Origin of the sequence: Paenibacillus sp. A3, assembly GCF_001399685.1 — a bacterium.
In the GTDB taxonomy this organism is placed as follows: domain Bacteria; phylum Bacillota; class Bacilli; order Paenibacillales; family NBRC-103111; genus Paenibacillus_G.
In genome coordinates this window covers 18,169-41,160 of sequence record NZ_JTHN01000070.1, presented here as the reverse complement: position 1 = coordinate 41,160, position 22,992 = coordinate 18,169, and the positions used below count along the sequence as shown (strand labels likewise).

Genomic DNA, 22,992 nt, shown 5'->3' with positions numbered 1-22,992 from the left:
GCCGCTTCGATGGACGCATTGAGCGCAAGCACGTTGGTTTGCGTGGCGATTTCCGCAATCGTGCCGACAATTTTGCCGATTTGCGCCGAGCTTTGCGACAAAGTATCCATCGCGGCGGTTACCTGCCGGAGAACGTCTCCCGACCGGTCGGCCGACTGTCTGAGCGCTTCCATTGACCGGGAACCGGTGTGGGTATTGAATGCGGCTTCGCGGCTTTTTCGCTGCATCGTATCCGTATATTCGTTGATTTTACGAATTTCCTCGGCCAAGCCGGTGATGAGGTAGGCGCTGTGCTCCGAATAATGGGCTTGCTGCTCCGCTCCGGCGGAGATGTCCTGGATCGCACGTAGAATGTCTTGATTGGCGGCTGCCGTCGACCCCGAGAATTCGCGGAACGAAAGCGAATGTCCGGCTAGAGAAGAAGCGATCTGCTTCGTGCTGTACAGCATGCCCCGCACTTGATCGACCATATGATCGAAGCTTTGGCTGAGCAGCCCGAGCTCGTCACGGGAGCGGCTTCCGATTTTGTGCCGCAGGTCTCCGTCAGCAATTCGCCCAACGGCATGCTGCAGCCGGCGGATCTGTCCGGTGAACGAGCGGATCACAAGAACGCCAATCGCGGTCACGCATACGGCCACCACCGCGAACGCGGCGATCATGACGGCGACGGTTTTGTCCAAGCTGTCCTGCGTCGCCGTTACCGCGGCAGCGGCATCGCTCGCATAAGAGACGTAGAAATGATCGACGTATATGAAAATTTCGCCCATGATCCGCTGCGACTCGTTATACAGGTACTCCATGTTTTTATCGACGTCCGTTTTCGTCAAGGACTTATCCTGCACCAACTTGGCCGCCACGTCGAACGTATTCGTATATTCTCCGGTGAGCAGAATCAGCTTGCTCCGCCAGACGGATTTCTCATCCGTATCGGCCGTTTCGCCGATGCGCTGGACCATTTGATCGTACAGCTTTCTTTTTTCATTATATTTGGGGATATAGTCCGGGTTCTTTGAGATTTCCAAGCCGGAGGCGATGATGTTGAGCTCCTGAACCATTTCCTTCAATTCAAGCGCCATCAGCTTGAGCTCCACCTTCTCGTTTTGAACGCCCAACTGGCTTTTGATCCGCTGCATCTGGTTTACGTTAAATAACGCAACGCCCATAAACAAGACCACCATAGCCGACAAACCGGCGATCAGCTTCTGTCTAAGCGTCAACGCGCCTGCTAGTTTCATAGAAACCCTCCACTCTTTCTATATAATCCCGATGCTGATGCCAGTGTAGGACTAAAGTATTAATAGAAAAACGGAAGTTTGTAAAACGATTGTTAACTTTTAGAAGCTTTAAACTTTTACATTCCGTTTACGTTCCGATGGTTTTCACTTAACAATTGGTTGGTACGATGTCCTAGTAAACAAAAAACAAAGGGAGGACATGCTGAAATGTTGAAGCAGCTGTCAAAAAAAGGTTTAAGCTTGGCCATGGTTTCGATCTTAATGTTGGGGGTTCTTTCCGCTTGCGGTACGAAGACAGATCCGGCACCGAATAATTCGGCAGCAGGTGGAGACAAAACGGCAACAACGGGAGACAAAAAACCGGCAGACCAACCGGCTAAAACAGAAGAGATCACCGGTACGGTAACGGCTTCCGGCTCCAGCGCCCTGCTCCCGCTCGTTAAAGCGGCAGCGGACGAGTTCATGAAGAAAAACCCGAAAGTAACCATCAACCCGACCGCCGGCGGTTCCGGTACAGGTCTTAAAAACGTCGCGGACGGCACGTCCGATATCGGTAACTCCGACATCGAAGCCGGCCCGGAATATAAAGACAAAGGTCTTGTCGACCACATCGTAGCGATTGCGCCATTTGCCATCATCGTTAACAAAGACGTTACGATCGACAACTTGACGAAAGCTCAAGCAGCGGACATTTTCTCCGGCAAAATCACGAACTGGAAAGAAGTTGGCGGCAAGGATCAAAAAATTACGATCGTTCACCGTCCGGATAGCTCCGGTTCCCGTGCGCTCGTGAAGAAAATCGTTCTGGACGGCAAAGACTTCACGAAAGACGGCGTGACGCAAGAATCCAGCGGTGCGATGGCTACGACTGTTGGTCAAACAACTGGCGCTATCGGTTACGTAGATACGCCTTATGTTAACGACAAGTTGAAAGCTCTGAAATTCGAAGGCGTGGCATTCAGCAAAGAGACGATCAAAGAAGGCAAATACCCGCTCTACGGCATCGAGCATATGTACACGAAAGGTGAAGCTAAAGGCGCAACGAAAGCATTTATCGACTACATCATGAGCCCGGAATTCCAAGACAAAAAAGTCGAGGAGCTCAAGTTCCTTCCGGCAAGCCTGTTGAAAAAATAATCTTTCAGTCATCCACGAGAGCAGCGGCATAACGTCGCTGCTCTTTTTATGTCCGCGTCTGCCGATTTGTCGAAACCCGCGAAATTTTTACATTACCTTAACAATTCTCATGTTCTGTTATTACATTCGTACTCTATGATGGTCTTGAGCTAAGGAACACGTGTGGAACTATTCGAACCAGGGGGTAATAGCTGATGAATTCATTTGCCGATCAGCTGACGGAAAGTGTAAAGGAAGAGCGGAAGGAGCATCGGATGAACCGCTGGACGAGAGCACAGAACAGAAGCGACCAAGTAATGAGATGGATATTTATAGGAAGCGCTTCGCTCGTGGCGTTCATCATCTTTTCCGTCATCGTCTTCGTCGGTTGGCAAGGAGTCAAGACCTTTTCGGGCGTGACGCCGGTAGAGTTTTTTTTCTCGACCGAGTGGACCCCGTCGGAAAATAAATTCGGCGCGTTCTCGTTTCTGTACAGCACGCTGCTGCTGACCTTCTTGTCGGTGCTGCTGTCGGTGCCGCTCGCGCTGTCGGGTGCGGTCTTTATGGCCAAAATCGCGCCAAAGTGGGTGCGCGAAATTCTTCGTCCGGCCACCGACTTATTCGTCGGAATTCCGTCGGTCGTCTACGGTTTGATCGGTCTTACGGTGATCGTTCCGTTTCTCGGCAAGTTCAATGAGGGCTTCGGATACGGGATTTTGCCGGCGGCCATCATTCTGGCGATCATGATTCTGCCGACGATTCTGTCCATCTCCGAGGACGCGATCCGCGCGCTGCCCGGCCGATTGGAAGAGGCTTCGCTCGCACTCGGCGCAACGCGCTGGCAGACGATTTGGCGCGTGCTTATTCCTGCGGCCCGGCCCGGCATTCTGACCGGGATCATTCTCGGGATGGGACGAGCAATCGGAGAAACGATGGCCGTATTCATGGTCATCGGCAACTCGCCGCAAATGCCGGATTCGCTGCTCAGCTCGGCGACGGTGCTGACGACGGCGATCGTCAAGGACATGGGGAACACCCATTACGGCAGCACGTGGAACAACGCTTTGTTCCTGATGGCTCTTGTGCTGCTTCTGGTCTCGCTGGCCTTGATCCTGATCATCCGCATTGTCGCAAAGAGGAGTGAAGTGAAATGACAAGCAAAACGACCGACCGGATCGCCACGCTCTATTTTTGGGTAACGGGTGTTGTTATTATTTTGATTTTGGCTTGGTTTTTATTCCGGATCTTAGGCGACGGACTGCCGATGCTGAACTGGAATTTCATCACAGGCAAGCCATCGGAGATTATGGCCGGCGGGGGCGTAGGACCGCAGCTGTTCAACTCCTTCTATGTTTTGTTCTTGTCGCTGCTGTTCTCGCTGCCGATCGGTATCGGCGCCGGCGTGTATCTGGCCATTTATGCGAAGAAGAACCGGTTTACGGACATCGTGCGCGTCTCGGTCGAAGCTTTGTCTTCCGTGCCGTCGATCGTCTTCGGTTTGTTCGGCTTCCTTTTGTTCGTCAACTGGATGGGCCTGAAATTTTCCATCATCGGCGGGGCGATCACCTTGTCACTGCTTAATCTGCCCGTCCTTGTGCGGGTAACGGAAGAAGCGATCAAATCCGTTCCGGAATCGTACTGGGAGGCGTCGCTTGCGCTCGGCTCGACCCGCTGGCAGGCGATCCGCAAGGTGCTGCTGCCGGCTTCCCTGCCGAGCTTAATTACAGGAATCACGCTCGTCGCGGGCCGCGCTCTCGGGGAATCGGCCATCCTGATCTATACGGCAGGACTGTCGGTATCGCGCTTCTTCCCGGACTTCAATCCGCTCAGCATGGGCGAGACGCTGTCCGTTCATCTGTGGTACGTCCAATCCGAAGCGATCGTGCCGGACGCCCAGGACATTGCCAAAGGCTCCGCCGCGCTGCTGTTGATCGTCGTGCTGATCTTTAACCTGTTAATCGGTATTCCAAGCCGTATGCTGCAGAAAAAATTGTCCGGAGGGAAATGACTATGGCGACAGCGAGTGCAATCGCGAATCCGAAGGTTGCGAATAAAATCAAAGTGGAGCAATTAAATTTATATTACGGTGAAAATCATGCGCTGCATAACATCGGGCTGACGATCGAGAGCAATTCCATCGTCGCGTTGATCGGCCCTTCCGGCTGCGGGAAATCGACCTTTCTGCGCACCTTGAACCGGATGAACGATCTGATCGACAACGTGCGCATCACCGGCGACATCTATGTGGACGGCCAAAATATTTACGGCGCGGATACGGACGTCGTGTCCCTGCGCAAGAAGGTCGGCATGGTATTCCAGCGTCCGAACCCGTTTCCGATGAGCATTTACGACAACATCGCTTACGGCCCGCGGATTCACGGCACGAAGAAAAAAGCCGTGCTCGACGAAATCGTCGAACGCAGCCTGGTGCAGGCCGCGCTGTGGGACGAAGTCAAGGACCGCTTGAACAAGTCGGCGCTCGGTCTCTCCGGCGGTCAGCAGCAGCGCTTGTGCATTGCGCGTCTGCTTGCCGTCGAGCCGGATGTGCTGCTGATGGATGAGCCGACGTCCGCGCTCGATCCGATCTCGACGCTGAAGGTCGAAGAGCTGACGCAGGTATTGAAGGAGAAATATACGATCATCATCGTTACGCATAACATGCAGCAAGCGGCCCGGATTTCCGACTATACCTCTTTCTTCCTGAACGGCGTGCTGGTCGAGTCGGACAAAACGGACAAAATCTTTACCACGCCTTCCGACCAACGGACGGAAGATTACATTACCGGACGGTTCGGATAAGTTCCCGGCCATTCGGACAAAGGAGCGCTTTATTCGTGGACAACCGGATCAATTTTCACCAATCGTTGGATCTGCTTCAAAAAGACCTGCTCGACATGGGCAACAATGTGGCAAGGCTCATCCGGCAAGCCGTCGAATCGCTTGCGCGGCTGGATGAGAGCTTGGCCCGGCAAACGATCGAAGAGGACGATCAGATCGACGAGATGACCGCCAGAATCGAAGAAGATTCGCTGCGGCTGATCGCGCTGCAGCAGCCGATGGCCAGCGACCTGCGGATTATCAGCATGGCGCTGAAGATCGCCACCGATCTGGAACGCATTGCGGATCATGCCGTCGATATCGCCAAAATTTGCATCCGGTTGAACGGCCAAGAGCTAGTGAAGCCGCTCGAAGACATTCCGCGCATGGCGGAGCTGACCCAGAATATGCTGCAGGAGAGCCTGCTGGCTTATACCGAACGCGACGTTCACCGGGCTGCGGCGCTGGCCGAGAAGGACGACGAAGTCGACAAGCTGTACAGCGTCATCGTGAACGATATCATCATGCTGATGGGCACTGACTTTGCCAAAAACCGCCAATTGTCCCAGCTCATGCTGGCCGCCCATTTCCTCGAACGCGTCGCCGATCATTCGACGAATATCGGAGAAGGCGTGATCTTTATGGTCACAGGCAAACGGAAAGATTTGAACGTATAGCGGATACCGAACGGCCCCGGCCGGAGTCCCGCCGCGCGCTTACACCAAGGCGCAGGCGGGATTTTTTTGCTTTTTTGCCATCGTAAAAAAACACAGCTTCCGTGCAACTTTCTCCATTTGAAACGATCTCCCTTCATAGTAAGATCGAACCATAAAGGAGGAATGCAGCATGGAAGCCAAGCTGGAGAGGGCGGTTCGCACCGAGGTTAAACCGTCAAAGGCCCGGGAAACGTGGAGGCTGATGAAGAAGTACAAGGCCATTTATTTTCTTTCGCTGCCCAGCATTTTATATTTCGTCGTATTCAAATACGTTCCCTTAATGGGCTCGGTTATGGCGTTTCAAAACTACAGCATTTTTAAAGGAATTGCGGGAAGTCCGTGGGTCGGTCTTGAAAATTTCCAGCGGATGTTCGCGTATGACGAATTTTTGCGTATTTTACAAAACACCATTCTGATCGGCTTTTACGATTTGATCTTCGCTTTTCCGTTTCCGATCGTGCTGGCGCTGCTTTTGAATGAAATGCGGCTGCTGATGTACAAGCGGATTATTCAGACGGTGGTGTACATGCCGCACTTCTTGTCGTGGGTCATCGTCGGCGGGATTGCGATCGGCATTTTGTCTCCGACGACGGGGGTCGTCAATCATGTGCTGGGCTTGTTCGGGATTGAGCCGATTTATTTTTTGGGCGAAGATTCATACATCCGCAGCATCCTGGTCGGCTCGGGCATCTGGAAGGATAGCGGCTGGGGGACGATCGTCTATTTGGCGGCGCTGGCCGGGGTCAATCCGGAAATGTACGAGGCGGCCGTCATGGACGGCGCGAGCCGCTGGCGGCAGACGATATCGATTACGATTCCGACGATTATGCCGACCATCGTCATCTTGTTCCTGCTGCATATCGGCAATTTTCTCGATTTCGGGTTCGAGCGGGTTTATGTGTTCCTCAATTCGCTCAACGAAGGGTCGGGGGATATTATGGACACTTACATTTACCGGGTTGGCTTGGTAGGGCGCCAATACAGCTTCACGACCGCCATCGGGCTGTTCAAATCAATCGTCGGGCTGGCGCTGATCATGCTTGGCAACGCGTTAAGCCGCAAAGCGACCGGACAAGGACTATATTAGGCGGGTGAATGCAGATGAATCATATAACTCCGGCGGGACGGGTATTCTCGGTATTGAACTATGTTGTGCTTACGATTCTTGCGGCGACGATGATCCTGCCACTGCTTCACGTGGTCGCCCAATCGTTCAGCGCCGACGCGGCGATCAACAGCGGGAAGGTGACGCTGTGGCCGGTACAATTTACGCTGGAAAATTACCAGCTGATCTTAAAAGACGCCTCCGTTTGGCGCTCCTTCTCGGTCAGCCTGTTCATTACCGTCGTCGGAACGGTCATCAATCTGATCGCTACCGCGGCGCTCGCTTACCCGTTGTCTCGCCCGGAATATGCAGGCCGCACGTACGTGCTGCTTATGGTGCTGATCACGTTGATTTTCCAGGCGCCGCTGATTCCGAATTATTTGCTGGTCAAAAATTTGCACCTGCTTGATACGGTGTGGGCGTTAATTATCCCGAGCGCCATCAGCGCGTACAATTTGTTCGTCATGCGCTCCTTCTTCGTCAACCTGCCGAACGAGCTGATCGATTGCGGCCGGATGGACGGCTGCGGCGAAATGCGCATCGTGTGGAGTATCGTGCTTCCGTTGTCCAAGCCGGCGATGGCGACCATGGGCTTGTTCTACGCAGTGTCGCACTGGAATACGTACTCCAATGCCTTGTATTATATTAATAACCGGGCGCTCTACCCGCTGCAGGTCCGCTTGCGCGAAATCGTCATTACCGACTTCTTCGGCTCGTCCGACCAGCTGTCGCAGTTTACGAATACGTCCCCCGAAGGCATCAAAATGGCGATTATTACAGTAGCGACCATTCCGATCATGATGATCTATCCGTTTCTTCAGCGTTATTTTGTCAAAGGGATGCTGATCGGCTCGATCAAATCGTAACGGTTCACCTGACCACAGAGTAGGACCCATCGTAAAAAAACACATCGTCATAATAAGTTAGCCAATTCTATGATCGTTTTGAAATCGCTATCATTTAACTTAGGCAACATACACATACTTTTTAAGCGAAAGAAGGGGTTCGACTTGAAAAAGTTCATCAGTACGGTGCTGGCCGGTTCGCTTGCGGTTACGGCAGCCGGATGCGCCGGCGGCAAGAATGAAGGCGAAGCGCCGAGCGCCGACGGGAAGCAGGGACCGACAAAATTTACGATTTCGCTGAACACGAGCGGCAATGCGTATGCGGAAAGCTCGCCGAATATTAACGAAGACAAGTGGGTTAAAAAGCTGGAGAAGCTGGCGAATGTGGACATGGATATCCGCTTCCTCCCGCTCAAGGAATTCGACCAGAAAATGGCCGTCATGTTCGCAGGCAACGACATCCCCGACGTGGTTCAGGGCAGCAGCGTCAACAGCAAGGCGATGTCTGGCTCGGTGGAAGCCGGGTTGTTCATGCCGCTGGACGATCTGCTGAAAGAGTATGCGCCGAATTTGATGAAGCAGGTGCCGAAGCAGGCTTGGGACGAGGTCAGCTACCAGGGCAAAATTTACGCCGTGCCTGCGTGGCTGTCTAATCCGTCGCGGCGTGCGTTGTTCATCCGTACGGACCTGCTGGAGAAAACCGGCCTTCCCGCGCCGAAGACGGTCGAGGACATGCTGAACGTGATGCGCGCGATGAAAAAGCTCGGCGTCGAGAATCCGTACCAGATCCGGGAAAAATTCAAGTATGCCGATACGATTTTCGGCTCCTACGACGTGATCGGTTCCCAATTCGAGCAGAAGGACGGACAGGTCGTTCCGAAATTTTTCGATGTGGAGAATATGACGAAAGCGCTTCAAGCCTACAAAACGATGTTCGACGAAGGTTTGATTCCGAAAGATTTTGCGACGGTGACGTCGACCGACTACGGTAAAAATATTGAGGCCGGCAAAGTCGGCATGTGGTCCGCCAATGCGGAAGGGATGGCCAACTACCGGACCAAGGTGAAGAAGGTCGTGCCCGAGGCCAAAATCGATATTATTCCGTCGCCGAAAGGTCCGGAAGGATACGGCGGTCACCTCCTGTACGGCTCCTTATCCACCGCTTTGTATATCAACAATAACGTGAAAAAGGAAACGGCCATCGGCATCGTCAAATTTTTGGACTGGATGCTGACCGACGAAGCGGAGAAGTTTTTCAGCATCGGGGTGGAAGGCGAGAACTACACCGTCGAGAACGGACAGATCAAATACAAATTCCCGCAGACGAAAGAAGAAGTGGACGAAGAGGGCTTCCGCAGCAATCTGTGGTGGGCGCATGACATTACCATCAACAAGTTGCGCGCCTCCTTGTCTCAGGACGGCAAAGACTTGGCCAAAGCGTTCGATACGGTGCTGGCCAAAGAAGGGCTCGGCACGATCGAATTTACGCCGACGCTGAATGCGTTTGCCAAATACCCGGATCTTATGCCGACGACCGATACGGCGCCGAAGCTGATCATCGACCATATGGTCAAAATGATCTACGGCAAAGAGCCGATCTCCGATTGGCCGAAGGTCATCGAAGAATACAAAGCCAAAGGCGGCAACGAAGTCATTAAGGAAGCGACGGACCGCTACAACAAGAAGGAAGGCGTCATTGTCCGCAACAATGTGAAGTAACGGTCCGCGGCCAGAACGACTGTCCGTCAAAGCCAACTTCTCTCATTGCCCTGCATCCCGAAGGCATAGTAAAATCATCCTACAGATCACGGTAAAGTATCCGTTTCCGGCTTTGTCCGGAGCGGATACTTTTCCCTTAGGCGGACCTAACAGGAGGGGTGTTCCATGCATTTGCTCATCGTAGACGACGAGCCGGTCATCCGCAGAGGCTTGGTTAAAATGGCGGAGCAGTACAGTCCCGCGTTCGCCGGCATTGTAACCGCGGAGAACGGGATGAAGGCGCTGGAGTTGATCCGTGCGCACGAGCCCGACATCGTGCTGACCGATATCCGGATGCCCAAGACGGACGGATTGGAGCTGTGCCGCAGCATTCACGAAGAATTCCCCGATATTCAAACGGTCGTCATTTCCGGGTTCAACGATTTCGAGTACGCGCAAAAATGCCTGGCTTACGGCGTGAAGCAATATTTGCTGAAGCCTGTGACGAAGCCCGAGCTGCATGAAGCGCTGGATACGGTGCTCAAGCGGAAAATGAAAGGCTACGTGCCGGTATCCAAATACGTCGAATGGGTAGGGAAGCTGGAGCAGTGCATTTGGGCCAACCAAACGGACGAGCTGTCCCGGTATTTGGAGCAGTGGCGGGGCTACTGTCTCGACTCCGGCTTGTCCGCCGCGAAGCTTCGGGAGCTGCTCGGCGATTGTATCCGCTTACTCGTGCAGCGGCTGCAGGAGCGGAATGCTTTTTCGGTATCCCCGGAGACGAAGGAGACGATGGCCGGTCATACGAAGACCGAGCTGCTGGACGATTTCGAGCAGACGCTGCGGGCGATTTACCGGAAGCTAATCTCAGCGCGCCGCGGGCAATTCAAAGACCCGATGGAGGAGGCGAAGGCTTACATCGACCAGCGCTTGTCCGAGGAGGTCACTCTGGAGGAAGTGGCCGAGCTTGTCGGGCTGACCCCGACTTATTTCAGCGCGCTGTTCAAAAAAATGACCTCCGAAACGTTCGTCCAATACCGGATCAAGCGTCGAATGGAGAAAGCGCTTCAATTGATGGCCCAATCCCATATTCGCATCGTGGACGTGGCTTTGGAGGTCGGGTACGATGACTATCCGCATTTTACGAAAACGTTTAAAAAGATCGTCGGCATTTCGCCTTCGGAATACCGCAGCCAGCTGGGGATCAAATGAAGAGGGCGAGCCTGTACCAGAAGCTGTTCCTTTACTTCTTGACCGTGATTATCGTTTCCCTGACGACGGTCGGCATCGTGACGTATTACGCCTCGTCTCAGGAGTTGGACCGGATGGTGGAGCGACAGCTGTCCCAGATGGTCGGCAATGCGGCATACCATACGGATCTGTATCTGAAATCGTATGAGCGTTCCATGGTTTCGCTGCTGACCAACAAGGAGGTCAAACGTTTTATCGATCTGCCGGCAGGGCTGGAAGGATACGAGTTTTATGAGATTCAGAAGCAGATCAAGGAATTCGTGATCGACCCGATCTTTATACGGAATCCCGAGATTACGGCCGTGTATTCGATCAGCTTCAACGAGAACGCCGTATATTACTATAACGAAGTCACGGGATCGTCGTTTACGCCGGAGCAAATCAAGGAGCAGTTGGCCTTCTTCAAGACGAATACGTCGGCATACGGTAACCTTAGCGTGTTGAACCGCAGCATTATCGAAAGTCAGAACAACCGGACGATCACTCTCGTACGCCAAATTCGCGGCTTAACGTCTTCGGAGCCCCAGGGTATCCTCGCGATCGAGCTACGTTCCGCCGAGCTTTCGGAGCTGTGGAAAGGCATCGAGCTCACCAACACCGGCTTCTTCTTCATCGTCGACGAGCGAGGGCGGATCGTGTATCACCCCCAAAGGGAGCGGATCGGGGAAACCGTTCAGCCTGAGCTGAAGCGCAGCATCGTCGAATCGGGCCTGCAGTCCTTCGTCGCGGAGGAGAACGGAGAACGGCGTTTGTACCGGAGCCAGAAGTCCGCGTATTCGGGCTGGCACCTCGTCGTGTCGATGCCGATGGCCGAGCTGCGGAAGCCGGTGGATACGATTCGCGTCACTTCGATCGTTGTCGGTCTGTTTACGCTCGTTTTTGCGTTATGGCTGGCCTTCCGTTTCGGCAAGTCGATTACCGGGCCGATCCGGGCGCTGAAGGATGGCATGCGGGAGACCGAGAAGGGCAACTGGGCGACCATTCCGCTTCCCGAGCAGCGGCAGCGGGACGAAATCGTAGAGCTGATGATCCGTTACAATCTGATGGTCAACCGGTTATCGGAGCTCGTGGACAAGGTGTATCAGGCCGAGCTGAAAAACCACGAAATCCAGATGGAGCGGCAAAAAGCGGAGCTCCAATCGCTGCAGCTCCAGATCAATCCGCACTTTTTATACAATACGCTGGAGACGATTGTGTGCTATGCCTTCGTCGAGGATTCGGACGAAATTTCGGAGATCGTGCGCGCGCTGGCCTACATGCTGCGTTATTCCGTGCAAACGAATCTGGAGGAAATCACGGTAGCCAACGAGCTGAAGCACGTGCTTAACTTTATGATTGTACTGAAGCACAGGATCGGACGGGAATTTGAGATCGACGTCGCCGTAAAGCCGGAGTTGCTGCTTCACAAGATGGTCCGGCTGACGCTGCAGCCGCTCGTCGAAAACGTATTTCAGCACGCGTTCGAAGGCGGCGTGGAGGATTATCACTGCATCCGGATCGATGCGGGCGAAGGAGACGGTACGTTCTGGGTCAGCGTCGAGGATAACGGGAACGGCATGCCGGAGGAGCGTCTGGCGGAGCTCCGGGAGAAGCTGGGAGCGAACCGTCTTGTGGACGGAGGGGACGATGCGGCCGGCAAGAAGGGCGGAATTGGCATTGTTAACGTGCACAGGCGCATTCAGATGGTGTTCGGCGAGCAGTACGGCTTGCACATCGAGAGCCGGCTTGAAGAGGGGACGAAAGTGACGATGGTCATGCCTTCCACGGGCAGGCCGTCAGGCTGAAGGGTTACGGTTTGAGCTGATGCGGAGCGAAGGGGGGGATAAGGATGCATGTTGTCGTCGTCGAAGACGAGCCGATGATCCGGCTCGGGCTTGCCCGGATGGTCGAACGGTATGGGGCGGGAAGGATTCGCGTTACCGCCTTGGCCAATGGCGAGGAGGCGGCCGCTTGTGTGCGGGAGACTCCGCCCGAGCTGGTTCTCACGGATATTCGGATGCCTCGCATGGACGGGCTTGAGCTGTGCAGAATCATCTCGCAAACCCGGCCCTCCGTCAGGACGGTCGTCATCTCCGGCTACGGGGAATTTACGTATGCGCAAAAATGTCTGACATACGGGGTCAAGGAATACCTTCTCAAGCCGGTCACGCCTGGGGAGCTGTATTCGGTGCTGGATCGCGTTCTGAAACCGGCTCGGGCCGACGCGCCGTCCATTTCGGAATACGAGCAGTGGCTCGATTCGTTGGAGGAAGCAATCTGGAGCGCCGCCCCGGATACGGCTGCCGCCTGCTGGACGGAAGGGAAAGACCGGTATTTCGAAGAGAATGCTTCGCCAGAGCGGCTGAGCGCAGCCGTCAACGACGTGCTCCGCCTGCTGGTGAAGCGGCTGAACGCCAGAGACATCTTCCTCTTTCCCGAGCCTCCCGAGCGGCGAAATTTCCCTGCCCGGCAGGAAGCTCTGGCCTTTCTGGAGGAGGAGATTTTCAAACTGTCCGGGCTGCTGCAAACCTACCGCGGCGGCAACCTGAAGAACGTCTGGGAGGAAGCGAAAGCGTATATCGACCAACATCTGGCGACGGATATCAGCCTGGAGGAGGTCGCCGGGAAAATGGGTCTCGCACCGACTTACTTCAGCCACCTGTTCAAAAAGTCGACGAACGAGACGTTCGTGCAGTATCGGATCCGCAAACGGATGGAGATGGCCAAGCGGCTGTTGGAAATTCCCCATTACAAAGTGATCGACGTCTCCTTGGCCGTCGGCTACCAGAGCTATCCGCACTTCTCCATCCTGTTCAAAAAGGCGGTCGGCTGTTCTCCTTCCGAATACCGCCAATCGATCGGCATCAAGTAAGAGACGGTTTCTCCGCAAATATTTACAATCGTTTAACAAACCGGGACGTTCTGTGTTAACACTGGGATAAAACTCCCATAGTATAGTAGATCCAAAGACACGGAAAGTCAGGGATAGTCAATGACGATAGAACGAATGACAGAGCAACCGGCCGACGGTTCGGCGCTTCATAGCGAGTTGCAGCACATTTTACACCAACAAGCCGTAACGTCCGTGTATCAACCGATTATTTCACTGAAGGACGGCACCGTTTTCGGCTACGAGGCGTTAACCCGGGGACCGGAGGGCAGCACGCTGCATTCTCCGCTCAAGCTGTTCGCGGCGGCGGAGTCCGAGGGCTTGCTGTATCCGCTGGACCGGCTTGCGAGGGCCAAGGCGATTCAAGGCGCGTTGACCCGGACGGAGGAGGAGATGCTGTTTCTGAATCTGTCCGCCGAAATTTTGAACGATCCGCAGTTCGAGCCGGGCCGGACGCTGGAGCTGCTGGAGCAGCGGGGGCTGACGCCGGGGAACGTCGTGTTCGAGATTACGGAACGCAGCTCCATCGAAGATTTCGACGCGGCCAAATCGATTCTGGACCATTACCGCCAGCAAGGGTACCGGATCGCCATCGACGATGCCGGAGCGGGGTATTCCTCGCTGCAAGCCATTGCCGAGCTGCAGCCCGTTTTTATCAAAATCGCCCGCTCGCTTATCAAGGACATTCACCGCCACAAAACGAAGGAGTACATCCTCGAGACGATGCTGTCGTTCGCCGAGAAGCTGGGCATCCACCTGATTGCAGAGGGCATCGAATCGGCCGAGGAGCTGATGAAGCTTACGCGCATGGGCGTGCATTTCGGCCAGGGGTTTTTGCTTGGTCGTCCCGGAACGGAGCAAGCCCTGCTGCATCCGGAGTTGAAAAATTATATTCTGCTGCACCGCAAAATTGTCGAAACCGCGGGCAGCGTCTGGGCCATCGGCGATCTGTCGATCCCGTATCAATCCTTTGAAAACTCGACGCCCATCTCGATGGTCGCCGGGTATTTTAAGAAAAATGCAAACGCGCTCGGCGCGGCGGTCGTTTCCGGCGGAGTGCCCATCGGCCTCATTATGCGGGATCGCTTGTTCCAGCAGCTTGCGGGACAGTACGGGTATTCGCTGTTCTGGAACCGTCCGATCGATCAGGTGATGGATCCGTCGCCCCTCATCGTGGACGAGCAGATGTCGGTCGAGGAGGTGTCCCAGCTCGCGACTTCGCGGGACATTCAAAATTTGTACGATCTCGTGATCATCACCTCCAAAGGGCGGATGCTGGGGATGTCCTCCATAAGATCGATTCTCGAATGCATCACGAATGCCCGCATGGAAAGCGCCAAGGTCGCCAATCCGCTCACGGGACTGCCGGGCAATCTGCAAATTTACCGGGAGCTGAGCAAGCGGCTGACCGACAAGAAGCCGTTCTCGGTCATCTATGCCGATCTCGATTATTTCAAATGGTTTAACGACCGGTACGGCTTTCAAAAAGGCGATCAGCTCATTCAATTTACCGCCGACTGCATTCAGCAGGCGATGGGCGTGCTGGGGCAGCCGTTCGATTTCGTCGGCCATATCGGCGGGGACGATTTTATTGCGATTACGGCGAGCGAGGAGCCGGAGAAGCTGTGCGGCGAAATTTTGCGGCGGTTCGATGCGGGCGTCAAAATGTTTTACGACGAGGACGATTGGACGTATGTCGAGGACCGGCAGGGCAACCGGATCGATAGCGACGGCGTCACGCTGTCGCTGTCGCTTGTCATCTGCAAGGCGGCCGCCGCCGTAACGCCGGAGCAAATTTCCGAAACGGCGGCCAAGCTGAAGAAGCAGTCGAAAGCGCACCGCGGGAGCGTCTTCAGCACCGATGCGGTCGGCGTCCCGGAGGACGACGGGCCGATTGAAATTTAACCGAAGAGCTGGTGAAGCTGATCCAGCTGCTTGATCAGATATACCTTGCGTTTTCCCAGCCGCTGCTGGGAAATTTTTTTGTCTCCCAATTCGGCGGACGGATCGGCAGCTCCGGGATGAAGCCATACGGCATCCAGACCCGCCTTGACGGCGCCGCATACGTCATGCTTCCACGAGTTCCCTACCATGAGCGCCTGCCTAGGCGCAAGCTGCATCGTTTGGAGCGCCGTCTTGAAGAGATAAGGCGCAGGCTTCTTGTCCGCCGGCTTCTGCGCCGTAAAGACTCGTTCTTTGGGAAAATACGATTCCAGCCCGAACCGCTGCAGCATCATCAGCACTTCGCTGCGGGGGCTGTTGCTGATGATGGCGAAGCGGTACGTCCGGGACAGTGTCTCCAGCGTCTTTGCCGTCTGCGGCGCCATGGTCTTCGCCGATACCTGCAAGCGGCGGATATCCTGCATGAAGCCTCGCAGGATGCCGGAGGAAGCGGGAATCCTCAGCGCTTCGAAGGCTTCCCGCAGACATTGCTGCTGCAGCTCGTCGAGCTGCTTGAACGTCGTCCGGCCTTTTTTGCGCTGCTGCCAACGGGTGATATACTGCTCCCAAAGCGAATCCGCCTTCGGGCGGTCCTCCGCCGCCCACCTGGCCGAATAATCGCCCCACACCTCTGCGAAGCATTGTTCGAAGCTGAGTCCCTGCTGCACCAGCGTCTGATTGACATCGAAAAAAATCGCGCGTTTTCCGTTCAAACGAACCGTCTCTTTCATGAACCCAGCCTCCGATCTCCTTTCCGCTCGAAAGGTGCCGTCAAGGATCAAAAGTTAGTTCATTTTATGCGGCAAAAACGGCGCACACCCCTTTTTCGAGAAAGCTTTCCAAAGGTTTTTTTCTTATGCTGTCCTATGCTATCATGTATAGAGTAGGAAGACTGACGAATGGGGTGTATCCATTGTCCAAGCTTATTTTGATCGACGGGAACAGCATTGCCTACCGCGCTTTTTTTGCGCTGCCGCTGCTGAGCAATTCCAAGGGGCTGCATACAAACGCCGTCTACGGGTTCACCACCATGCTGCTCAAGCTGCTGGAGGAGCAGAAGCCGACGCACTTTCTGGTCGCATTCGACGCGGGGAAAGCGACGTTTCGACATAAAGATTACGCAGAATACAAAGGCGGCCGCGAAAAAACGCCGCCGGAGCTGTCCGAGCAGTTTCCGCTGCTCCGGGATCTGCTCGGATCGTTCGGGATCCGCCAGTTCGAGCTGGACGGCTACGAGGCCGACGATATCATCGGCACGCTGACGCGCATTGCAGACGAGAAAAGCGGCATCGAGGTCGTCGTCGTCACCGGGGACAAGGACATGCTGCAGCTTGCGAGCGGGCAGGTGACCATCGCGCTGACGCGTAAGGGCATCAGCGAGGTCGAGCTGTTCGATCCGGCCCACATCGAAGAAACGTATGGTCTGAAGCCGCATCAGATCATCGATCTGAAAGGGCTGATGGGCGATACGTCCGATAACATTCCGGGCATCCCGGGGGTTGGGGAGAAGACGGCGCTTAAGCTGCTGCACGAATACGGCTCGGTCGAGAGCGTACTGGAGAACGCCTCGCAGATTAAAGGCAAGCTAGGAGAGAAGGTCGCGGAGAACGCCGACAGCGCCCGGATGAGCAAGGAGCTTGCGACGATTTTTCGGGAGGTGCCGGTCGATTTTTCGTGGGATGAGCTGGCGTACCGCGGATATGAGGAAGCGGAGCTTGCCGAGATTTTCCGCAAGCTGGAGTTTAAGTCGTTAATGGAGCGGCTGCAGCTGCCCGCTTCCGGCGCTGGGGCGGCCGGGATAGTGGAGGAAGCCGGTACGGAGCCGCCGGCGGTGCTGGTCACAGACGACAAGCTGGCCGAGCTGATCGCGGCGCTGCCGCATGTCCGCGCGCTGCACGTGGAGGCGGCGGGCGACAATCCGCATAACGCCGAGGTGATCGGCGTGTCCTTCTATAGCGAAAAAGAGGGCGCGGAGCCCGTATGCTATTATGTGCCGGTGGGACGGCTTGAGCAGGAAAACGCTTCTGCGGTACGAGAGTGGCTCGCTTCGGAAGACAAGCAGGAGGTTTCCGTCTACGATCTGCACCGTGCCGTCATCGTGCTTTCTTGGCGCGGGATCGAGCTGGGCGGCATCGGCTTCGATGCGCTGCTCGCCGGCTATTTGCTCGATCCGACGGAATCGTCGCTGACGCTGGACGGCCTGACGTCCCGCTACGGACTGCGTCCGCTTCCGGCCGACGAGGAAGTATTCGGCAAGGGCGCGAAATTCAAGGTGCCCGAGGAAGACGTGCTGACCGCCTATTTGTGCCGCAAAGCCGCCGCGGTCCATCGGCTGACGCCGAAGCTGAAGGAAGCGCTAGAAACGAGCGAAATGCATCCGTTGTTTTACGAGCTGGAGCTTCCGCTGGCGCTCGTGCTGGCTTCGATGGAGCGCAAAGGGATCAAGGTGGACGCGGAGGAGCTCAAAGCCTACGGCGCGGAGCTTGGGAACCAGCTTGAGGGCATCATGCAATCGATCTACGACGCGGCTGGCATCGAGTTTAACATCAACTCGCCGAAGCAGCTGGGGGAAATTTTGTTCGAGAAGCTCGGGCTGCCGGTGATCAAGAAAACGAAGACCGGGTATTCGACCGACGCCGAAGTGCTGGAGAAGCTGGAACCGTACCATCCGATGGTCGGTCATATTCTTCATTACCGGACGCTGGCGAAGCTGCAGTCGACTTACGTGGAAGGCCTGCTTAAGGAAGTGCGTCCTTCTACCGGGAAGGTGCATACGTACTATAAGCAGACGATCGCAGCGACCGGACGTCTCAGCAGCCAGTATCCGAACCTGCAGAACATTCCGATCCGGTTGGAGGAAGGCCGTAAAATCCGCAAGGTGTTTTTCCCTTCCGAGCCCGGTTGGAAAATCCTGACCGCCGACTACTCGCAGATCGAGCTGCGCGTGCTGGCGCACATTTCGCAGGACGAGAAGCTGATCGAAGCGTTCCGCGAAAACATGGACGTTCATACGAAAACGGCCATGGACGTGTTCGGCGTCTCCGAAGCGGAAGTCGATTCGAATATGCGGCGTCAGGCCAAAGCGGTCAACTTCGGCATCGTATACGGTATCAGCGATTACGGGCTGTCGCAGAACTTGAACATTACCCGTAAGGACGCGGCGAAGTTTATCGAGCAATATTTTGCCGTGTTCCAAGGGGTTCGCCAATATATGGACGATATCGTGAAGAAAGCCCGAGAGGACGGTTACGTTACGACGCTGCTGCAGCGCCGCCGCTACCTGCCGGAGATTAAAGCCTCGAACTTCAACCTGCGTTCGTTCGCCGAGCGCACCGCGATGAATACACCGATTCAAGGCACGGCCGCGGATATCATCAAGCTGGCGATGGTCCAATTGGACAAGCGGATGAAGGAAGAGGACGTGCGCAGCCGCATGCTGCTGCAGGTGCACGACGAACTGGTGTTCGAGGTGCCGGAGGACGAGATTGACTTGATGAAACGAATGGTCGCCGAAGTAATGGAATCGGCCCTGAAGCTCGACGTGCCGCTGAAGGTGGACGTCGATGCCGGGGAGAACTGGTACGAGGCGAAGTAATCCGCCGGGCATCGTCCGGGCGGAATGGAGGAGGGGAAGACATCATGCCGGAATTGCCGGAGGTCGAAACGGTACGCCGTACGCTCAATCAACTGGTTATCGGCAAGAAGATCGAGCGCGTGTCCGTCCTGCTGCCCCGCATTATTCAGCATCCGGATGACATTCAGGCGTTTGCCGTCATGCTTGAGGGAGAAACGATCCGCTCGGTCGAGCGGCGGGGGAAATTTTTGCGGTTCATGCTTGACCGGTATACACTCGTCTCGCATCTGCGGATGGAAGGACGCTATGGGGTATATCGGTCGGACGAACCGATGGAAAAGCATACGCATGTCGTGTTTCATTTTACGGACGGCACGGAGCTCAGGTACAAGGACGTGCGGCAGTTCGGAACGATGCACGTCTATCCGAAGGATCAGGATTTGCTGGAGGCGCCGCTCAAGAAGCTCGGCCTCGAGCCGCTGGACGAGGCGTTTACGCCGGAAGCTCTCCGCGGAAAGATCGGAAAGCGCAAGACGAAGATCAAGCCGCTGCTGCTGAATCAGGAATACATTGTCGGCATCGGGAATATTTATGTGGATGAAGCTCTATTCCTGGCCGGTATCCATCCGGAGCGGGAAGCCCATACGCTGAGCGCGGCGGAATCGGCCAAGCTTCATGAAGCGATTGTAGAGACACTCAAGGACGCCGTGGCGGCAGGCGGGTCGTCCATCAAGTCGTACGTCAACGGTCAAGGCGAGATCGGAATGTTCCAGCATCAGCTGAAAATGTACGGCCGCAAGGACGAGGCTTGTCTGACTTGCGGCACGGCGATTGTCAAGACGGTGGTAGCCGGGCGCGGCACCCATTATTGTCCGGTCTGCCAGCCGCTGAAGCGCAAGCGCGGGAATCGGGAAGCGCTCGAAGGCTAACGGGTCCTCCCGGAACGGCAATACGCACCCTCCGCCCAGAACAGCCATATAGTATGGTGTGCAGTTACTGGTGAGGAGGGAACGTCATGTTGTCTGTCGTCTCGTTGCTTCTGCTTGCGTTTGCCGTCAGTCTGGACGGATTCGGGGTAGGCGTCACGTACGGTCTCCGCAAAATCCGGATTCCGCTCACTTCGATTGCGATCATCGCGGCTTGGTCGGGCGTTATCATTTACGCTTCGATGCAGATCGGCGTCTGGATGAGCCGTTTCGTCGACCCGGCCGTGGCGAAAGATATCGGCGCCGTGATTTTGATGGGGATCGGCTTGTGGGCACTGGTTCAGCTGGTCCAGCAAAGACGGCAGGAATTGCAATCGGGGCCGGCAAACGAGCCGCAGCCGCCAGTCCCCGCGCCGGGACCGGCGACGGCCAAGGAAGTATTTTATCTTGAATTGAAACGGTTCGGTCTGGTCATTCAAATTCTGCGCACACCGTCTATGGCGGATGTGGACCGTTCCGGCAACATATCGGCTTACGAAGCGACGCTGTTGGGTCTGGCGCTCTCGCTGGACGCCTTCGGGGCAGGGATCGGCGCCGCGCTGATCGGCTTCACGCCGTGGCTGACGGCGGCGGTCATTGCGCTGGCCAGCGGCACGTTTCTGGGAATCGGTCTGCAAATCGGATTGCGCTATGCGGAGCTGAAATGGATTCGCAAGCTATCCGTTTTGCCCGGATTTGTCTTGATCCTGATGGGCATCATGAAACTGTTCTGACCATACAACAACATCATCTTGGATATAATAGGGGAATGACCATGAACATCGGATTAACCGGGGGGATTGCGTGCGGCAAAAGCACGGTCGCCGAGATGCTCGTCCGGCGCGGTGCGCTGCTGATCGATGCGGACCGGATTGCGAGAGAGGTCGTGGAGCCGGGCACCCCCGTTCTGGCTGAAGTGATCCGGCGGTTCGGAGACGATCTGCTGCTGCCGGACGGCTCTCTTCATCGCAAAAAACTGGGCGAGCGGGTCTTCGGCAATCGCGAAGCGCTTCGCGATCTGGAAAATCTGCTGCATCCGCCCATTCGCGCATTAATACGCGGGAGAATGCAGACCTATGCGGCGGAGCAGCCGGACAAGCTGGTCGTCGTCGACGTGCCGCTCCTGTACGAATCGGGACAGCAGGCCATGTACGAGCAGGTGATGGTCGTCTACGTGCCGCGCGAAGTGCAGCTTCAGCGTCTGACGGCCCGGGACGGAATCACGGCGGAGCAGGCGGAGAAACGGCTGTTGTCCCAGATGCCGATCGAGGAAAAGAAAGGGCTCGCCGATTGGGTCATCGATAATTCGGGCACCCTGGAGGCAACGGAAAAGCAAGTTGAAGCTTTCTGGAACGAAAGGGGGCTATCATGAGCTTTTGGCGGAAAAAGCGGGTGTTCGCCTTGTTGCTGCTGACATTTGTTGTCTTTTTGTTCTTAAGCAGCACCTATGTGGGGCGCATGCTGTATCCGATCCGTTACGAACCGGAAATACGCCAAAACGCCGCAAAATACGATCTCGATCCTTTTCTGGTGGCCGCCGTCATTCGAGTGGAATCCAACTATTTGACGGAAACGGAGTCCAAGAAGGGCGCTTACGGAATGATGCAGCTTATGCCGGATACGGCGAATTGGATTATCGACAAGGCGCGTTTTAATGAAGAATTCAAAACCAGGCTTAACGAACCGGCTGTCAGCATCGAGCTGGGCTCATGGTATCTTAATTGGTTATTCAAGCAGTTTAACGGGAATCGTATAGCGGTTCTTGCGGGCTATAATGCGGGACATGGCAAAGTCAGCCGCTGGCTCCAGGAGAACGAATGGGACGGAACGCTCCAGAATGCGGACCGTATTCCTTACGGGGAAACGAGACATTACATACAGCGTGTAATGTATTATTATAACAAGTATATTAAATTGTATGGAGAAGAGTGGGGAGAGCGCGCCGCTTGACCATACAGGGCAAAGAAGTATCGGACAAGCCGCCTTGAACGGGAGCTTAAGCCCGATACTTCTTGCGTATTCTTCAAAACGTGTTATTATTTGAATTGACCGGCAAGAGACTGCTCGGCGATTTGCACCAGGCGACGAGTGATGTTACCACCGATCGCACCAGTATCACGAGTAGCCATGTGACCGAAGTAACCGTCCTGAGGGATCACGATACCGAGTTCCTGCGCTACTTCGTATTTCAGTTGATCCAACGCTGCATTCGCTTGAGGCACTACCAATTGATTGCTGCTACGGGATTGACCTGCACCCATGTCTGTTCACCTCCTTGTCGTTGGTAGTCCTATTATGTGCGATTGCCCGGACTTCATGACAGGGAGCTATTGGGAAATAGGGGGAGGAAGAAACGATCGATGAAATGTCCATATTGCGATTATTCCGGCACGAAGGTATTGGATTCGCGTGCCGCCAACGAGAATAAATCGATCCGGCGCCGCCGCGAATGCGAGAAGTGTCAGAAGCGGTTCACGACCTTTGAGATGGTCGAGGAGACGCCGCTCATTGTGATTAAGAAGGATGGAAGCCGGGAAGAATTCAACCGGGAAAAAATGCTGCGGGGCTTGATCCGCGCCTGTGAGAAACGTCCGGTATCCGTCGAACGGCTGGAGATGATCGTTTCCGAGGTAGAGAAACAAATCCGCACGACGGCCCATGCCGAAGTAGATAGCCGCGAGATCGGGGAGATTGTCATGAGCGAGCTGTATCCCGTAGACGAGGTTGCTTATATCCGGTTCGCATCGGTGTACCGTCAATTTAAAGACATCGATATGTTTATGAAAGAACTAACTGAGCTGCTCTCCAAGCACCAGGCCGGTGGAGAAGCGACTAAGCTGTAGTGGCTTGTTATTTTCAG

At 55.2% G+C, this 22,992-nt stretch carries 21 protein-coding genes; 18 read left to right on the top strand and 3 right to left on the bottom strand.

The genetic code is table 11. The features are described from left to right. Positions 1-1,235 (bottom strand): methyl-accepting chemotaxis protein (locus QJ48_RS10470; protein WP_157261582.1); only part of this gene is annotated, 1,235 nt, incomplete at its 3' end. 207 nt (positions 1,236-1,442) lie between these two features. On the opposite strand from QJ48_RS10470, the gene QJ48_RS10465 reads away from it, so the two are divergent. The 12 genes from QJ48_RS10465 to QJ48_RS10410 all read left to right on the top strand — a co-directional run bounded on the left by QJ48_RS10465 (position 1,443) and on the right by QJ48_RS10410 (position 15,557). Further along, positions 1,443-2,372: a phosphate ABC transporter substrate-binding protein gene (locus QJ48_RS10465; RefSeq protein ID WP_054973561.1), complete on the top strand. Its 930-nt coding sequence runs from the start codon at positions 1,443-1,445 to the stop codon at positions 2,370-2,372. A gap of 194 nt (positions 2,373-2,566) precedes the next feature. Further along, on the top strand, positions 2,567-3,505 hold the full coding sequence (gene pstC / locus QJ48_RS10460; protein ID WP_054973560.1) for a phosphate ABC transporter permease subunit PstC: 939 nt from the start codon (positions 2,567-2,569) through the stop codon (positions 3,503-3,505). Next, positions 3,502-4,359: a phosphate ABC transporter permease PstA gene (gene pstA / locus QJ48_RS10455; RefSeq protein ID WP_054973559.1), complete on the top strand. Its 858-nt coding sequence runs from the start codon at positions 3,502-3,504 to the stop codon at positions 4,357-4,359. The genes pstC and pstA overlap by 4 nt, the downstream gene beginning before the upstream one ends. Before the next feature lie 2 nt (positions 4,360-4,361). After that, on the top strand, positions 4,362-5,150 hold the full coding sequence (gene pstB, locus QJ48_RS10450; protein ID WP_082420450.1) for a phosphate ABC transporter ATP-binding protein PstB: 789 nt from the start codon (positions 4,362-4,364) through the stop codon (positions 5,148-5,150). A gap of 35 nt (positions 5,151-5,185) precedes the next feature. Next, positions 5,186-5,845 (top strand): phosphate signaling complex protein PhoU, encoded by a 660-nt coding sequence (phoU, locus tag QJ48_RS10445; protein WP_054973557.1) that lies wholly within the window; start codon positions 5,186-5,188, stop codon positions 5,843-5,845. A 169-nt stretch (positions 5,846-6,014) separates the two neighbouring features. Next, complete coding sequence (locus QJ48_RS10440) at positions 6,015-6,971, top strand: sugar ABC transporter permease (protein ID WP_054973556.1); 957 nt, start codon at positions 6,015-6,017, stop codon at positions 6,969-6,971. A 14-nt stretch (positions 6,972-6,985) separates the two neighbouring features. Then, positions 6,986-7,855, top strand: a complete 870-nt coding sequence (locus QJ48_RS10435) for a carbohydrate ABC transporter permease (protein WP_054973555.1) — start codon at positions 6,986-6,988, stop codon at positions 7,853-7,855. A gap of 144 nt (positions 7,856-7,999) precedes the next feature. Next, entirely contained in the window at positions 8,000-9,553 is a 1,554-nt protein-coding gene (locus tag QJ48_RS10430) for an extracellular solute-binding protein (RefSeq protein ID WP_054973554.1), read from the top strand. Between the two features lie 165 nt (positions 9,554-9,718). After that, positions 9,719-10,744: a response regulator gene (locus QJ48_RS10425; protein ID WP_054973553.1), complete on the top strand. Its 1,026-nt coding sequence runs from the start codon at positions 9,719-9,721 to the stop codon at positions 10,742-10,744. Next, positions 10,741-12,567, top strand: a complete 1,827-nt coding sequence (locus QJ48_RS10420) for a sensor histidine kinase (RefSeq protein ID WP_063858063.1) — start codon at positions 10,741-10,743, stop codon at positions 12,565-12,567. The genes QJ48_RS10425 and QJ48_RS10420 overlap by 4 nt, the downstream gene beginning before the upstream one ends. Before the next feature lie 44 nt (positions 12,568-12,611). Beyond that, entirely contained in the window at positions 12,612-13,634 is a 1,023-nt protein-coding gene (locus QJ48_RS10415; RefSeq protein ID WP_054973552.1) for a response regulator, read from the top strand. A 135-nt stretch (positions 13,635-13,769) separates the two neighbouring features. Continuing rightward, positions 13,770-15,557, top strand: coding sequence for a GGDEF domain-containing protein (locus QJ48_RS10410; protein WP_054973551.1), 1,788 nt, complete (start codon positions 13,770-13,772; stop codon positions 15,555-15,557). Here the strand turns inward: QJ48_RS10410 and QJ48_RS10405 are convergent. After that, a complete protein-coding gene (locus QJ48_RS10405) occupies positions 15,554-16,324 on the bottom strand; it encodes an HAD family hydrolase (protein ID WP_054973550.1) in 771 nt (256 codons plus the stop codon). The genes QJ48_RS10410 and QJ48_RS10405 overlap by 4 nt on opposite strands. A gap of 182 nt (positions 16,325-16,506) precedes the next feature. Here QJ48_RS10405 and polA point away from each other — a divergent pair, with 182 nt between their 5' ends. The 5 genes from polA to QJ48_RS10380 all read left to right on the top strand — a co-directional run bounded on the left by polA (position 16,507) and on the right by QJ48_RS10380 (position 22,082). Beyond that, positions 16,507-19,188 (top strand): DNA polymerase I, encoded by a 2,682-nt coding sequence (gene polA, locus QJ48_RS10400; RefSeq protein WP_054973563.1) that lies wholly within the window; start codon positions 16,507-16,509, stop codon positions 19,186-19,188. Between the two features lie 44 nt (positions 19,189-19,232). Next, a complete protein-coding gene (gene mutM / locus QJ48_RS10395; RefSeq protein WP_054973549.1) occupies positions 19,233-20,096 on the top strand; it encodes a DNA-formamidopyrimidine glycosylase in 864 nt (287 codons plus the stop codon). A gap of 86 nt (positions 20,097-20,182) precedes the next feature. Beyond that, positions 20,183-20,866 carry a sporulation membrane protein YtaF gene (ytaF, locus tag QJ48_RS10390; protein WP_054973548.1) on the top strand — a complete coding sequence of 228 codons (684 nt, stop codon included), beginning with the start codon at positions 20,183-20,185 and terminating at the stop codon, positions 20,864-20,866. A gap of 41 nt (positions 20,867-20,907) precedes the next feature. Then, positions 20,908-21,504: a dephospho-CoA kinase gene (gene coaE / locus QJ48_RS10385; protein ID WP_054973547.1), complete on the top strand. Its 597-nt coding sequence runs from the start codon at positions 20,908-20,910 to the stop codon at positions 21,502-21,504. Then, the gene (locus tag QJ48_RS10380) at positions 21,501-22,082 is read left to right on the top strand and encodes a lytic transglycosylase domain-containing protein (protein ID WP_054973546.1); all 582 of its coding nucleotides are present in this window, start codon (positions 21,501-21,503) and stop codon (positions 22,080-22,082) included. Before coaE ends, QJ48_RS10380 begins: the two co-directional genes overlap by 4 nt. A gap of 86 nt (positions 22,083-22,168) precedes the next feature. Here the strand turns inward: QJ48_RS10380 and QJ48_RS10375 are convergent, their stop codons facing one another. Beyond that, positions 22,169-22,393 carry an alpha/beta-type small acid-soluble spore protein gene (locus tag QJ48_RS10375; protein WP_036682129.1) on the bottom strand — a complete coding sequence of 75 codons (225 nt, stop codon included), beginning with the start codon at positions 22,391-22,393 and terminating at the stop codon, positions 22,169-22,171. A 99-nt stretch (positions 22,394-22,492) separates the two neighbouring features. On the opposite strand from QJ48_RS10375, the gene nrdR reads away from it, so the two are divergent. Then, complete coding sequence (gene nrdR / locus QJ48_RS10370; protein WP_054973545.1) at positions 22,493-22,975, top strand: transcriptional regulator NrdR; 483 nt, start codon at positions 22,493-22,495, stop codon at positions 22,973-22,975. The last annotated feature ends 17 nt before the right edge of the window (positions 22,976-22,992 follow it).